Consider the following 14,708-nt stretch of genomic DNA (forward strand, 5'->3'; position numbering starts at 1 on the left):
ATCACAGGTTATTACCAATACTTGTGATTATTTGCAGTCAGGCTAATGGCACCGAATATTCAGTAAAAAAAGGTGCTTTTAATGCCGGTTAGAATTCCAGATAATTTACCTGCTGCAGAAATTTTAGAATCAGAGAATATCTTTGTGATGTCCGAAACCCGGGCAGCTAATCAAGATATTCGTCCTATGCGGGTACTTGTCTTAAATCTTATGCCTAATAAGATTGAAACCGAAACTCAGTTACTTCGCTTACTAGGAAATACGCCACTGCAAGTGGATGTAGACTTATTGCGCATTCATGATAAAGCCTCTAAACACACCTCTATTGACCATATGAATACTTTTTATCGTGATTTTGAAGCGGTTAAAAGTAAAAACTACGATGGCTTAATTATTACAGGGGCACCGCTCGGTCAGTTAGATTTTGAAGATGTAGTTTACTGGGAGCACATTAAAGAAATTATTGATTGGTCACAGCAACATGTCACTTCGGTACTCTTTCTTTGTTGGGCTGCACATGCAGGTTTATTTCATCTTTATGATTTACATCGAAAATTGTTAGATGAAAAACGTTCTGGGGTTTTTTGTCACCGCCGCAGCACAAAGCCACATCCGCTGCTACGTGGTTTCGATGATGAGTTCTTTGCGCCACATTCTCGTTTTGCTGAAATGAATGTAGCAGACATTAAGCAACATCCAGATCTTGAGGTACTTGCAGAATCAGAACAAGCGGGCGCTTACATTGTACTGAGCCGTAATAGTCGCAATTTGTTTGTGATGGGGCATCCTGAGTATCAAAAATCGACCTTGCAAGATGAATATTTACGTGACCTTGAACAAGGGCTTGAACCATCAGTGCCGACTCATTACTTTAGAAATGATGATCCGAGTCAAGAGGCCATTGCTAGGTGGCATAGTCATGGCAGTTTGTTGGTGAGTAACTGGTTAAACTACTATGTATATCAGCTTACCCCTTATGACCTTTCAGATATGAGTGGCCGAACGCCTTGGGAGTCAAAAAGTTAACTTCGTTATGGTTTAACTTGTAGCTTTATCAAAATCATATACAAACAGTCTTTAATATTTGAGCCATTTAGTCTTACTAGATGGCTCTTTTTGTATATGTTGAAACCAGTAAAATACCCATAAGAATGAGGTATTAAGCTTGGGTTCATACTTGGGAATGAAATGTCCTTGTGTCTATTTCGTCTCAGCAGTTCTTCAGTTAGGGTTTTTGAATACTTAGTTAGCGCAGCTGAGTCTTTCTGAGTAGAAATTTCAAACGGAACTGAATTTTACATGAGGGTATTCAATTGAATAACAACAAATTAATCCCACTAGCCTTAGCTATTGCTGGGCTCTCAGGAAGCTTGCAAGCAGCAGAGCATGCTCCCATACCACAAACTGGCGCATTTGATATGGTGATTGCTGATGAGCAAAAACTGATTCAAATGCTTAAGAAGTCAGGAAAAATCCCACAGTCAGCTAGCTTGAAAGAAGCGGAGTCGGCATTAAAAACCTATCTTAAAAAGCGTCAAGCTGAAGCGATAGTGAACGCTGCAGCTCAAGATGCAAATATCACCAGCCATTATTCAATGACCAGTGAAATTAAAAGTAAAACTAAAATGGAACGCCGCCATGAAGCGTCGAAAGGCAGTTTAACGGGGCGCTCGATTCGAAACGCACCTGAAAACGTTCAAGAAGAACTTTATGATGGATCAACTCGAGAAGCGCGAGTTTTGGCTATTTTAATGGAGTTTCCAGACTTTGTTCATAACTCAATTTTGCCAGAAGAGTCAGGCATGTATTATGAGGATTACAATCAAGACCACTACCGCCAAATCTTATTTGGTGATGATGGTTGGGTTGCTCCGAATGGTCATCATGCCAATTCATTTAGACAATTCTATGAAAAACAATCTGGTGATAGCTACACAGTAACTGGTGATGTTGCAGGTTGGTATATGGCAACGATGCCAGCAGCATTTTACGGCAACAATGTTGATGGTGATGCCCGCAGCCTAATTCGAGAAGCGCTGACTGCTGCCTCATTAGATCCGAGTTTAGATTTAAGCCAATTTGATATAGAAGATCGCTATGATCTTGATGGTGATGGTAATTATTGGGAACCTGATGGATTAGTGGATCACGTAATGGTGTTCCATTCTGCCGTGGGTGAAGAGGCTGGTGGCGGTCAAGTAGGCGAAGATGCTATTTGGTCACATCGCTGGAACCTCGGTGGCGTATACGGCATTCCAGACTCAAATACTGATGTACCATATTGGGGCGGTTTAATGGGAGCATTTGATTACACCATTGCACCCATCGATAGTGCAGTGGGTGTGATAAGCCATGAGTACGGTCATGATTTAGGATTACCTGATGAATATGATACCCAATACACTGGTGAAGGCGAGCCAGTGTCCATGTGGTCAGTCATGTCTTCAGGAAGCTGGGCTGGTGAGTTAGGTGGTACTGAGCCTGTTGGCTTTAGTCCCTTTGCTAAAGAGCATCTTCAAGCCACTTTAGGCGGAAATTGGCAGCACGGTGCAATCGTTAATTTCGATGATATTCCTCGTCGTGGCGTGGTGGGTTTACTTGATCAAGCATCTAGTAAAGGAACAAATCATGATGTCATTAAGGTTACTCTTCCTAATAAAGTTCAAGTGATTACCGAGCCTACGAGTGGCGAATATGCTTACTTCAGTGGTTCAGGCGATAACTTGGAAAATCTAATGGGCGTTGCTGTTGATCTTAGCGATGCCACGACGGCTTCACTGCAATTTCAAGCTTGGTACGATATCGAAACAGACTGGGATTACGCCTATGTCATGGCTGTAGGCGAGTTTGGACAAGTTATGCTAGAGGGCAATATTACCTCTACAACCAATCCAAATGATACCAACCTAGGTAACGGTATTACCGGAGTTTCAGCTGGATGGATTAATGCAGAGTTTGATTTAACCTCGCTTGCAGGCAATGCATTTAATCTTTACGTGATGTATCAAACTGATGGCGCGGTAACGAACCCAGGTATGTATGTTGATGATATTAATCTAGTCGTTGATGACGTTGAGACCTTTACTGCGAATGCAGATTCATCACCAGAAGTGATGATGTTAAATGGTTTTGAGGTGTCTTCAGGTTCATCGGAAACAGAGCATTACTATCTGGTTGAGTGGCGTACACATCATGGCGTTGATAGCGGCTTAGAGCATATTAATGTTGCCGGACAGCCAATGACCTATGAGAAAGGTATGTTGATTTGGTATGTTGATAATCAATATTCTGACAACTGGGTTGGAGTGCATCCTGGCGATGGTTTCTTAGGTGTGGTCGATGCAGATCAAAATACCTTGTCTTGGAGTAATGGCAATATTGCGACGACTCGTTATCAAATTCACGACGCAACGTTCAGAATAGATAGACCAGAGAAAATGTTTATCGATTTGTCTGAGCAATACGGCATTACTATGTATGACAACCGCACTCGTGCTCAACGTACCTTCAGAGACTCAAGAGATTATACCGGCGGTGACTTGTTAGATGCTGGGCGTAATATTCCTGAGTATGGTTTAACTATTCGGTTAATAAACCAAAGTGAAGACAGAAGTGTTGGTGCAGTAATGATTACCAAGTAGATTTACTCAAATTTAATTGGATTAAATTATACAAAAGCGCTGATTTCAGCGCTTTTTTACATTTTAATTTAGAAAATTCATTAAACAGCAATTTGGGTGATACCTGCGGGAAATTGACTCTTTTTAGTTAATTCAAACGCTAACTATCCTGGATTTAGTTCTATCGACTTAATAGTGGTGCAGAGACTGGCGTATACACCTATATGTTTTATCGTTGTATTTATTACATTCTAGCCATGTTGGTATAGTGTTAACTTATTACGCCGCTAAATTGTTATACTGATATGGTTATAGCAGGTTAAAAATAGTTGTCGTAGATTAAATATGATTGTCGTAGGGTACATATGGTTTTCGCAGATAAAAAGGAAATTTGGTGCTAATTCATTCCTCCATGAATAAATTAAACGCGAGCAATAAACCTATCGTCATCTTGATCATGTTGCTATGCATCATGTCATTCAGTTTTCCTATATTAGCCAATGAAGCTAATAATCCAGACGCTAGTCCAGTTTCTAAAAAAGAAAAATCAAAACCTAAACCCACAGAACAATCCACCACTGACATTAACCAACTAAAATTAACCTTATCCTCTATTGAGCTGGCTGATGAAAAGTTAGCTTTTCTTATGGAGAAAAAGAGCGAAACAGCCTATTGGGATGTCCATCAACAAGCCGAATTTTATGTGTTATTAGCAATAGAGCAAGAGGCTGTTGATCAACTTGATAATGCTTACGATAGCTATAGTCATATTGTTAGTATGCTAGAAAGAGAGCCCATTTCTGACTTATTGGTTATTGCGTATATTGAGCGTTCTTTTATCAAATATTTACAAACAAATGTGAAAGCCGATTATTGCCCTGATAGAGAGCATGCGCTGGGGCTTGCTCGCCAATTAAACTCACCTGATACTCTGGTAAAAGCGTTAACCCAAAGCGCATTTTGCTATGCCGATGTGGATATTTTTGAAGAAGGCTTATCAAGGTTAGATGAAGCTTTGATGTTAGCCAAGAAGCATCAATTTACAGCTAACCGACAAGCGATGATTTATAACTCCACGGGAGCGATTTATCGCGCAAACGGATTACATAAATACGCTTACGAATACTTTCGTGAAGCATATAATTTATGGCGCTCAGTCGACGATCATCAAGATGTGTTTAATATGCTCCACAATATGGTGGGTGAATCGATAAAAGTGTCTGACTGGGAACAGGCTGAAATAGCCGTTGCTGGATTATTTGATTTGGCGAGGCAGCACCCTGAATTCGATGACTTTATGTTTTTTGCTCATCATAACGCGGGGCGTAGCTATTTTTTTAAGCAAGACTTTCAACGAGCAGTGGAGCATTTACACAGTGCTTTGCAGCTTAAAGCGCAGACCAATGAAACATTTTTTATCGATATTACCATCGGCTATCTTTCCTTAAGTTATATGCAGCAAAACGAAGTGGATAAAGCATTTGAAATGGCGTCACAATTTATTCATTCCAATAGCTATCAATCAAGCCCCAAATTTTTGCAAACATCGGTCCTAGCTTTAGATAAATTTGCGCAAAAAGACTATCAAAACAGTTTTAATATTTTACTCACTAGCTTAGGCAATGAACGCAAAACTTATGCGTCGATTATGGACAAAGATGTGATTTATTCTTCGTTAGAGCACAGTGCTAAAGTTGCGGAGTATGAGGTTAAAATTCTCGAGAACCAGCTGTCGATTAATCTGTTGAAATTAAAATCTGAAATAGATAAACAGCAAATCTCTAAGTTGAGCTTAACGGTAACAGCGTTAATCATTGCCGTTTTATTGGTGATGATGGCATTTTTAGTGCAGTCACGACGCTTTTTTAAACGCCGTTCTCAAACTGATTATATGACTGGTATTTCCAATCGCCGCTATACCATGGAACAAGGCAATAAATTATTTGCACTGGCTAAAAAGCGCAATGAACCACTCGCTGTTATCATTTTTGATATTGATAAGTTCAAAATTATTAATGACACATATGGGCATGCAGTAGGTGACTTAGCCATTAAAGCGACCGCGAGTAAAGCAAGACACTGGTTTAAAAAATCGGATATTCTGGGTCGTATCGGTGGCGAAGAGTTTTTACTCATTTTGCCTAACACTGACTTAGACCAAGCCGTTGAGGTTGCTGAACGATTACGTATCAGCATTGAACAACATCAATTCAAATTTAATGATATTACCCTTGAGTTTACAATAAGCTTAGGGGTGAGTATTAAGCATGATGATTCTGACAACTTAGCTCAAATGATTAAAGCTGCCGATGCTGGCTTATATAAAGCGAAAAACAGCGGTCGTAATCAGGTGTTTTCTGCATGATGAGCTAACCAAACAAAAATAAAGATCAAATAACTACAATGCTGGCAGTCATACGACCTGGTAGTCAGATTGATAAACGAGATCTAAGCCATTCATCCTCCTTTAAAATGTAATTTTTTCAATTGCTTATCCTGTTTGTAAATTTTCAATGACAGCGATTTAAAATTCTTAATGTTTATTTAACTGATTTCCCTTGCTTTACGTTAGCGTAAACGTCAGAGTGTGATTATTGAACTAGATCACATTTTACTGTGTATTAATCTCGGCCATGTTAAGCCGGTTTACAGCGGAGAAGTTATGAGTACAACACTTTCATCACCACAAGATATCGTTATCGTTGCAGCAAAACGTACCCCAATGGGTGGTTTTCAAGGCGCATTGTCAGCCGTTACATCTCCTACATTAGCCGCGACAGCAATCAAAGGCTTAGTGGCGCAAACTAATATCGATACTCAACAAATTGATGAAGTGTTAATGGGCTGTGTGTTACCAGCAGGTTTAGGCCAAGCGCCTGCACGTCAAGCAACCTTAGGGGCTGATTTGCCATTAAGTGTTGGTGCTACCACAGTCAATAAAGTCTGCGGCTCAGGTATGAAAACCGTCATGATGGCGCATGATTTAATTAAAGCGGGTTCGAGCGAAGTGGTGATTGCTGGTGGCATGGAAAGCATGACACAAGCACCATACTTACTTGATAAAGCGCGTGGCGGTATGCGTATGGGGCATGGCAAAGTGTTAGACCATATGTTCCTTGATGGACTCGAAGATGCTTACACTGGCGGTGCAATGGGTACTTTCGCGCAAAAAACGGCAGATGACTTTGGTTTAACCCGCGAAGGTATGGATCAATTCGCCCTAAACTCACTTGAAAAAGCCAACGCTGCGATTAATTCAGGCGCGTTTAAGCAAGAAGTTGTGCCTGTGACCATTTCAAGTCGCCGTGGTGATGTCACTATCGATACTGATGAGCAACCGGGTAACGCCCGTCCTGAAAAAATTCCAACTCTGCGACCTGCATTTGCTAAAGACGGCACGATTACAGCGGCAAACTCTAGCTCAATTTCAGATGGTGCAGCTGCACTTATGTTAATGAGCCGCGAAAAAGCGGAGTCGTTAGGGCTTGATGTGATGGCCACAATTAAAGGCCACACAACTCATTCGCAAGAACCATCAATGTTTACCACCGCGCCTGTAGGCGCAATGAATAAATTATTCGACAAAGTGAACTGGTCTAAGGCTGACGTTGATTTATTTGAAATCAACGAAGCGTTCGCAATGGTGACAATGCTTGCAATCAGTGAGCTACAACTTGATGAATCAAAAGTAAATATTAATGGTGGTGCCTGCGCTTTAGGTCATCCAATTGGTTGTTCTGGTGCACGTGTATTAGTGACGTTAATCCATGCGCTTAAAGCGAAAGGATTAACCAAAGGTGTGGCGTCATTATGTATCGGTGGCGGCGAAGCCACTGCGATGGCGATTGAAGTTTAGTCATAACGTTTTTAATGACAAAAAGTACAGTGGTAAAAGATTAGAAATTCAACAAGACGTAAGTACTGGACTAGCTTGGCAATTTATATAGCCACAATAAAACAGCAGCCAGTACTTAACTTTAAATGAGCTTTGGGGCTCAACAGGGATTTAGGAAGCAACATGACGGTTCAAGTTAAACATTATATTAATGGCGAATTTACCGAAGGCGTAGGTTCACAGGTTATATCAGTTACTAATCCAGCAGATAACCAGGTCATTGCTAACATCAATGCAGCCACTGCTGACGAAGTGAATCAAGCAATTCATAGTGCCAAAGAAGCATTTACAACATGGAAAGAAGTGCCTGTTTCTGAACGTGCGCGCGTGATGCTTCGCTATCAGCACCTTTTAAAAGAACACCATGATGAGCTGGCTACGATTCTAGCGCAAGAAACAGGTAAAACCTTTGAAGATGCCAAAGGTGATGTTTGGCGTGGAATTGAAGTGGCGGAGCATGCATGTAATATCGCCTCTATGATGATGGGCGAAACCGTTGAAAATGTTGCCCGTAATATCGATACCTACAGCTACACTCAACCACTAGGTGTCTGTGCGGGGATTACACCATTTAACTTCCCTGCAATGATCCCATTGTGGATGTTCCCACTCGCCATTGCTTGCGGTAATACCTTCATTCTCAAGCCGTCAGAACAAGATCCAATGACTCCGCAACGCTTAGTTGAGTTGTTTGTTGAAGCTGGCGCGCCAAAAGGTGTGTTGCAGCTTGTTCACGGTGACAAAGCTGCGGTAGATATTTTATTAAATGATTCTGCCATCAAAGCTATTTCATTCGTGGGTTCTGTCGGTGTAGGGCAATACATTTACAAAACAGGTACAGATAACCTAAAACGCGTTCAAGCCTTTGCAGGTGCGAAAAACCACTGCGTGATTATGCCTGATGCCAATAAACAGCAAGTGATCAACAACATGGTTGGTGCATCGGTTGGCGCTGCAGGTCAACGTTGTATGGCTATTTCTGTGGCGGTATTTGTAGGCGCTGCAAAAGAATGGATCCCAGAGCTTAAAGAAGCATTAGCCAAAATACGTCCAGGTTTATGGGATGATAAAAATGCAGCTTATGGCCCGGTAATAAGCCCTGCAGCTAAAGATCGAGTCCTTAAGTTGATTGCTCAAGGTAAAGAAGAAGGCGCTGAGTGCTTACTTGATGGCAGCGATTTTACTGTTGAAGGTTACGAGTCGGGTAATTGGATTGGACCAACAATGTTCAGTAATGTCACTACTGATATGGCTATTTACAAAGAAGAGATTTTTGGCCCAGTACTGTGTTGTATGGAAGCTGACGATTTAGATGAAGCAATTGAACTGGTTAATAACAGCCCATACGGCAATGGCACGTCAATCTTTACTGCATCTGGCGGCGCGGCGCGTAAGTATCAACATCATACCGAAGTAGGACAAGTAGGGATTAACGTACCTATTCCTGTACCACTGCCATTTTTCTCTTTCACTGGCTGGAAAGGTAGTTTCTATGGCGATCAGCATGCTTACGGTAAGCAAGCTGTGCGTTTTTACACTGAAACAAAAACCATTACTTCACGCTGGTTTGCAGACGAAGTGGTCAGTGGCCCGAATATGAGTATCGATCTTAAATAGTCATGCTTAAGTAATCATGTCTAAATCATGTCTAAATCATGCTTAAGTCATGAGTTGACATGCTTAGCGTAAATCGTTTCACCAAGGCCTTCTTTTGGGAGAAGGCCTTTTACAACGTAAATAACAAGTCAGCAAGACGCTGCGACAACAACCATTCACGTATAGCATCACCGCACATCGAGCAGTATAGCTCCACCTAATAATTTCGCGGGATGTTAAGCGCACCAAATGACCTAAGAGTCATAGTAAAAAAGGATTCAGACCATGGATTTTAATTTCAACGAAGACCAACGCCAATTCGCCGATCTTGCTCGTCAATTTGCAGCAGAAGAGCTAGCGCCTTTTGCCGCTCAATGGGATGAAGAACATCATTTTCCAAAAGACGTATTAAAAAAAGCAGGCGAGCTTGGTTTCTGCTCATTGTACTCACCAGAATCTGAAGGTGGCATGGGCTTATCTCGCCTTGATGCATCAATCATTTTTGAAGAGTTATCTCATGGTTGTACGGCTACAACTGCGATGTTAACGATTCATAATATGGCCACATGGATGGTCACAACATGGGGCACCGAAACCTTACGCCAGCAATGGTCTGAGGGGTTAACTACTGGTCAATTATTGGCATCTTACTGTTTAACCGAGCCAGGAGCGGGCAGTGATGCGGCATCATTACAAACCAAAGCCGTTAAAGATGGTGATGATTACATCATTAATGGTTCAAAAATGTTTATTTCAGGTGCGGGTGAAACTGAGTTACTAGTCGTAATGTGCCGCACAGGCGAAGCAGGGGCTAAAGGTATTTCAGCTATTGCGATTCCTGCCGATGCTGCTGGGGTGACTTACGGCAAAGCTGAAGACAAGATGGGCTGGAACGCGCAGCCGACCCGTTTAATTAGTTTTGAAAATGTCCGTATACCGCAAGCAAATTTACTTGGTGAAGAAGGCCAAGGCTTTACTTTTGCAATGAAAGGACTGGATGGCGGCCGAATCAATATCGCGACTTGTTCAGTAGGTACTGCTCAAGCAGCCTTAGAGCGTGCAACCGAATACATGAATGAACGTAAGCAATTTGGTAAACCTATTGCTGCTTTTCAAGGATTACAGTTCAAGTTAGCCGATATGGCAACTGAGTTAGTCGCTGCCCGTCAAATGGTGCGTTTAGCGGCATTTAAACTTGACCAGAACGACCCTGAAGCTACCGCATATTGCGCAATGGCGAAACGATTTGCCACAGATATTGGCTTTCAAGTGTGTGATAGCGCGCTGCAAATTCATGGTGGCTATGGTTATATTCGTGAATACCCACTTGAGCGTCATTTCAGAGATGTAAGAGTGCATCAAATTCTTGAAGGCACCAATGAAATCATGCGTTTAATTATTGCGCGTCGCTTATTAGATGAAAATGCTCACGCGATTCTGTAACGACTTCATAAAGGGAAAATTATGACAGCTATCATTGAAACCATTGAGGGTAACACTGCAGTGTTAACCCTCAATAACCCACCTGCTCATACATGGACGGCAGAAAGCCTTTCATTATTCAAAAGCATAGTACTGCGCCTAAATGACAATAAAGACATTTACGCTTTAGTGATTACCGGAGCGGGCGAGAAGTTTTTTTCAGCGGGCGCGGATTTAAATATTTTTGCTGACGGTGACAAACAAAATGCAGCATTAATGGCACAACACTTTGGTGAAGCGTTTGAGGCCCTAAGTGCTTTTCGTGGTGTGTCGATAGCAGCGATTAATGGTTATGCCATGGGGGGCGGGCTAGAAGTGGCTTTAGCATGTGACTTACGCATTGCAGAATCCCATGCTCAAATGGCTTTACCTGAAGCCACTGTTGGCCTACTCCCTTGTGCGGGTGGTACTCAAAACTTAACAGCATTGGTTGGCGAAGGTTGGGCAAAACGGATGATTTTGTGTGGCGAAAGAATCAAAGCTGATAAAGCGCTGCAAATAGGCTTAGTCGAAGAAGTTGTCGAACAAGGTCAAGGATTAGTCACTGCAATGGCGCTAGCTGAGAAAGTGGCTCGTCAATCTCCAAGCAGTGTGAGTGTGTGCAAAACCTTAATTCAAGCAGGCCGTAGCCAACCACGCACGCAAGCGTTACTTTTAGAGCGTGAATTATTTGTCGGCTTATTTGATACTGAAGATCAAGCTGAAGGGGTTAATGCCTTTTTAGATAAACGTGCAGCTAAATGGAAGAATTGCTAATGACTCAAGATGTAATATTTCAAACCTTAGGGACGTTATCCGGTAAATCAATTGGTGTGGTTACGCTCAATATTGAAAAAGCCTTAAATGCATTAAACCTTGATATGGTGCAAGCCATGACCAAGCAATTACAGGCTTGGAAAGACGATAATGATATTGCCTTTGTGGTGCTTGATGGCGCTGGTGATAAAGCATTTTGCGCCGGTGGCGATGTTCGGGCAATTTATCATGCTTCAATTGCTAACCCTAATACCATGACCGCAGAAGCGTGCGACTTTTTCAGTCAAGAATATCAATTAGATTATTTGCTGCATCAATACGAAAAACCTGTCTTAGTCTGGGGCGACGGTATCGTGATGGGCGGAGGTTTAGGTTTAATGGCTGGAGGCAGTCACCGGGTATTAACTGAGCGAAGCCGCATTGCGATGCCTGAAATCACCATTGGGTTATATCCTGATGTGGGTGGCAGTTATTTCCTGAATCGAATGCCTGGTAAAATCGGCTTATTTTTAGGGCTAACTGCATATAACATGAATGCGGCCGATGCATTGTTTGTCAATGTCGGTAATCATTTCATGGCAAGTGATGACAAAGAACCATTATTTGATGCCATTGCTGAAGTGAGCTGGAGTGACGACGCCGCATTAAATCATCAGCAATTGAGTTTATTGCTTAATAAAATGCAAACCAGCTCGAACGCTGAAATAGGTCAAAGTCCATTGTCTGATTTTCAGCCGCAAATTGATCAATTGATGGCAGGTGAAATTGAAGAAGTTCATCATCAAATCACCAGTTTAGAAACAGAGCTTGATTGGCTTAAACGCGCGCAAAAAACAGCTCTGGCTGGCAGCCCATTAAGTTGGTTCCTGATATTTGCTCAAGCCAATCTTGGTACGACTAAAACACTGGCAGAATCTTTTAAATGGGAATTAGGTGTAAGCGTTAATTGTTGTTCTCATGGTGATTTTTGTGAAGGTGTTCGTGCACTATTAATTGATAAAGACCGTCAGCCTCAATGGCATTTTAGTCATGCAAGTGACGTCACTGCACAAGCCGTTACTCAATTACTGACATCACCTTGGGATGCTGATAAGCACCCTTTAAAAGACATCTAAAAGGAATTTATTATGGCCACAGTAGCATTTATTGGTTTAGGTAATATGGGCGGGCCTATGGCGGCTAACTTGATTAAAGCGGGAATGACAGTCACCGTTTTTGATCTAGTACCTGCGGCGGTTGAAGCGTTAACAGCTCAAGGTGCGTTGAGTGCTAAAACCGCTTGTGGCGCAGCCGCCTCAGCTGATTTTGTCATTACCATGCTGCCAGCAGGTAAACATGTACGTCATTTATATTTGGGTGACGACGATACAAAAGGCCTATTGGATGTTGTATCAAAAGAAGCTGTGTTAATTGATTGCTCCACCATTGATGCTGAATCTGCACAAGTGGTTGGTAAGCATGCACACGCTAAAGGCATCGAGTTTATGGATGCTCCTGTATCAGGTGGCACAGCTGGCGCAGCTGCAGGTACATTGACCTTTATTTGTGGTGGCAGTGATAAGGCTTACCAAAAAGCCCAAACCGTGTTAACTGTCATGGGTGCCAATATTTTTCATGCTGGCGCCACTGGTGCAGGTCAAATCGCTAAAATTTGTAATAATATGCTGTTATCAGTATTAATGGTCGGCACCAGTGAGTCATTACAATTAGGTATTGATAATGGTTTAGACCCTAAAGTGTTATCTGATATCATGAAAGTCAGCAGTGGCGGCAATTGGACCTTAGAGAAATATAATCCCTGTCCTGATGTGATGGAAAATGTGCCTTCTTCAAATGATTATCAAGGCGGCTTTATGGTTGACTTGATGGTGAAAGATTTAGGATTATCACAGCAAACATCAGTGGCATCGAATTCAAGTACACCTATGGGTTCGTTAGCACGCAGCATGTATGTAAACCATGCTCGTCAAGGCAATGGTCGCCGTGATTTCTCAAGCATATTTGAGCAATTTACACCTGCTGATAAAAAATAGAGAATTTGAATACTGAGGTTTGATTAAGAAACCTCAGGTTAATTTAGCGTATTAAGGATCCAGTTAATGGAAATTAAAGATAAGGTTGTGGTCATTACTGGCGGTGCTGGTGGGTTAGGTTTAGCGATGGCGCAAGACTTTGCGGCCCAAGGTGCTCGTTTGGCGCTTATCGATGTAGACCAAGAAAAATTAGAACGTGCTTGTGCAGATCTTGGCGCTTCAACGGAAGTACAAGGCTATGCACTGGATATTACTGACGAAGAAGATGTGGTTGCTGGCTTTAACTACATTTTGGAAGATTTTGGTCAAGTTAACGTGCTAATTAACAACGCTGGTATTTTACGTGACGGTTTAATGGTTAAAGCGAAAGAAGGCAAGGTCACTGACCGCATGTCTTATGACCAATTCCAGTCAGTGATTAATGTTAACTTAACCGGCACATTCCTTTGTGGTCGTGAAGCCGCTGCAGCGATGATCCACTCACAACAAGCGGGTGTGATTATCAATATCTCTAGTATCGCTAAAGCCGGTAACATGGGGCAGTCTAATTATTCTGCATCTAAAGCAGGCGTCGCAGCAATGAGTGTGGGTTGGGCAAAAGAGCTTGCACGTTACAATATTCGCAGTGCAGCAGTAGCGCCAGGTGTGATTGCTACTGAAATGACAGCAGGCATGAAACCAGAAGCGCTAGAGCGTCTAGAAAAAATGGTGCCAGTAGGCCGTTTGGGTGAAGCGCAAGAAGTGGCTGCGACAGTTAAATTTATCGTTGAAAACGATTACGTAAATGGCCGTGTATTTGAAATTGATGGCGGCTTAAGCATGTAATCTGCTGGCGATGATAATGGTGGATTGATGCTAGTGTCAGTTCTTTGTTATTAAATGAAAGCCAACCTGTTAAAGGTTGGCTTTTTTATTGGTGGATTTATTGCTACCATCTTGGCAGCATTAACCAAGATGCATATTTTCGTAAAAGTCGTCACAATAAAACTAATAAAAAGACATGATAAACAGGAATAACAGATGGATAGGCTAGAAAAGGCAATGAGGATGACGATGATGACTGTAGGAATTGCAGGCATCGCAGTGATCTATTTTGGTTTTTTCTATCTGCAATTCAATGACCAACTGGGGATGACTATGCCTTGGTACTTTTTGCTGTCACCTTGGATTTGTGTTTATTTTGGCTTGAACCAACAACAGCAAATCGACACGCTTGCGTGGTTCACGAAAAAGTTTTCCTTCAAAAAGTTCACAGCTAAAAAGTAACCCCCCCGTACTTACCGTTCATTGTTGTAAAAATGGCCGAGTGTGTTGGCTATTTTGTCT

The 14,708-nt window shown here is 42.0% G+C and carries 11 protein-coding genes; all 11 read left to right on the forward strand.

All coding sequences use genetic code 11. The features are described 5' to 3' along the window. Nucleotides 1–81: 81 nt before the first annotated feature. On the forward strand, nt 82–1,026 hold the full coding sequence (gene metA, locus BCU84_RS01340; protein WP_102526303.1) for a homoserine O-succinyltransferase: 945 nt from the start codon (nt 82–84) through the stop codon (nt 1,024–1,026). Nucleotides 1,027–1,313: 287 nt separating this feature from the next. Next, on the forward strand, nt 1,314–3,641 hold the full coding sequence (locus BCU84_RS01345; protein ID WP_102526304.1) for an immune inhibitor A domain-containing protein: 2,328 nt from the start codon (nt 1,314–1,316) through the stop codon (nt 3,639–3,641). Nucleotides 3,642–4,014: 373 nt separating this feature from the next. Next, complete coding sequence (locus BCU84_RS01350) at nt 4,015–5,985, forward strand: GGDEF domain-containing protein (RefSeq protein WP_133146608.1); 1,971 nt, start codon at nt 4,015–4,017, stop codon at nt 5,983–5,985. A gap of 297 nt (nt 5,986–6,282) precedes the next feature. Then, nucleotides 6,283–7,476: an acetyl-CoA C-acyltransferase gene (locus BCU84_RS01355; protein ID WP_102526306.1), complete on the forward strand. Its 1,194-nt coding sequence runs from the start codon at nt 6,283–6,285 to the stop codon at nt 7,474–7,476. A 162-nt stretch (nt 7,477–7,638) separates the two neighbouring features. Further along, nucleotides 7,639–9,132, forward strand: a complete 1,494-nt coding sequence (locus tag BCU84_RS01360) for a CoA-acylating methylmalonate-semialdehyde dehydrogenase (protein WP_102526307.1) — start codon at nt 7,639–7,641, stop codon at nt 9,130–9,132. A 264-nt stretch (nt 9,133–9,396) separates the two neighbouring features. After that, nucleotides 9,397–10,554 (forward strand): acyl-CoA dehydrogenase family protein, encoded by a 1,158-nt coding sequence (locus BCU84_RS01365; RefSeq protein WP_102526308.1) that lies wholly within the window; start codon nt 9,397–9,399, stop codon nt 10,552–10,554. Nucleotides 10,555–10,575: 21 nt separating this feature from the next. Next, nucleotides 10,576–11,349, forward strand: coding sequence for an enoyl-CoA hydratase (locus BCU84_RS01370; RefSeq protein WP_102526309.1), 774 nt, complete (start codon nt 10,576–10,578; stop codon nt 11,347–11,349). Continuing rightward, complete coding sequence (locus BCU84_RS01375; RefSeq protein ID WP_102526373.1) at nt 11,349–12,464, forward strand: enoyl-CoA hydratase/isomerase family protein; 1,116 nt, start codon at nt 11,349–11,351, stop codon at nt 12,462–12,464. The genes BCU84_RS01370 and BCU84_RS01375 overlap by 1 nt, the downstream gene beginning before the upstream one ends. 12 nt (nt 12,465–12,476) lie before the next feature. Next, on the forward strand, nt 12,477–13,382 hold the full coding sequence (mmsB, locus tag BCU84_RS01380; RefSeq protein WP_102526310.1) for a 3-hydroxyisobutyrate dehydrogenase: 906 nt from the start codon (nt 12,477–12,479) through the stop codon (nt 13,380–13,382). Nucleotides 13,383–13,448: 66 nt separating this feature from the next. After that, nucleotides 13,449–14,207, forward strand: a complete 759-nt coding sequence (locus BCU84_RS01385; protein ID WP_102526311.1) for an SDR family oxidoreductase — start codon at nt 13,449–13,451, stop codon at nt 14,205–14,207. Between the two features lie 228 nt (nt 14,208–14,435). Next, on the forward strand, nt 14,436–14,648 hold the full coding sequence (locus BCU84_RS01390) for a hypothetical protein (protein ID WP_229368873.1): 213 nt from the start codon (nt 14,436–14,438) through the stop codon (nt 14,646–14,648). The last annotated feature ends 60 nt before the right edge of the window (nt 14,649–14,708 follow it).

It is taken from the genome of Shewanella sp. 10N.286.51.B7, from assembly GCF_002873615.1.
Lineage (GTDB): Bacteria > Pseudomonadota > Gammaproteobacteria > Enterobacterales > Shewanellaceae > Shewanella > Shewanella electrodiphila.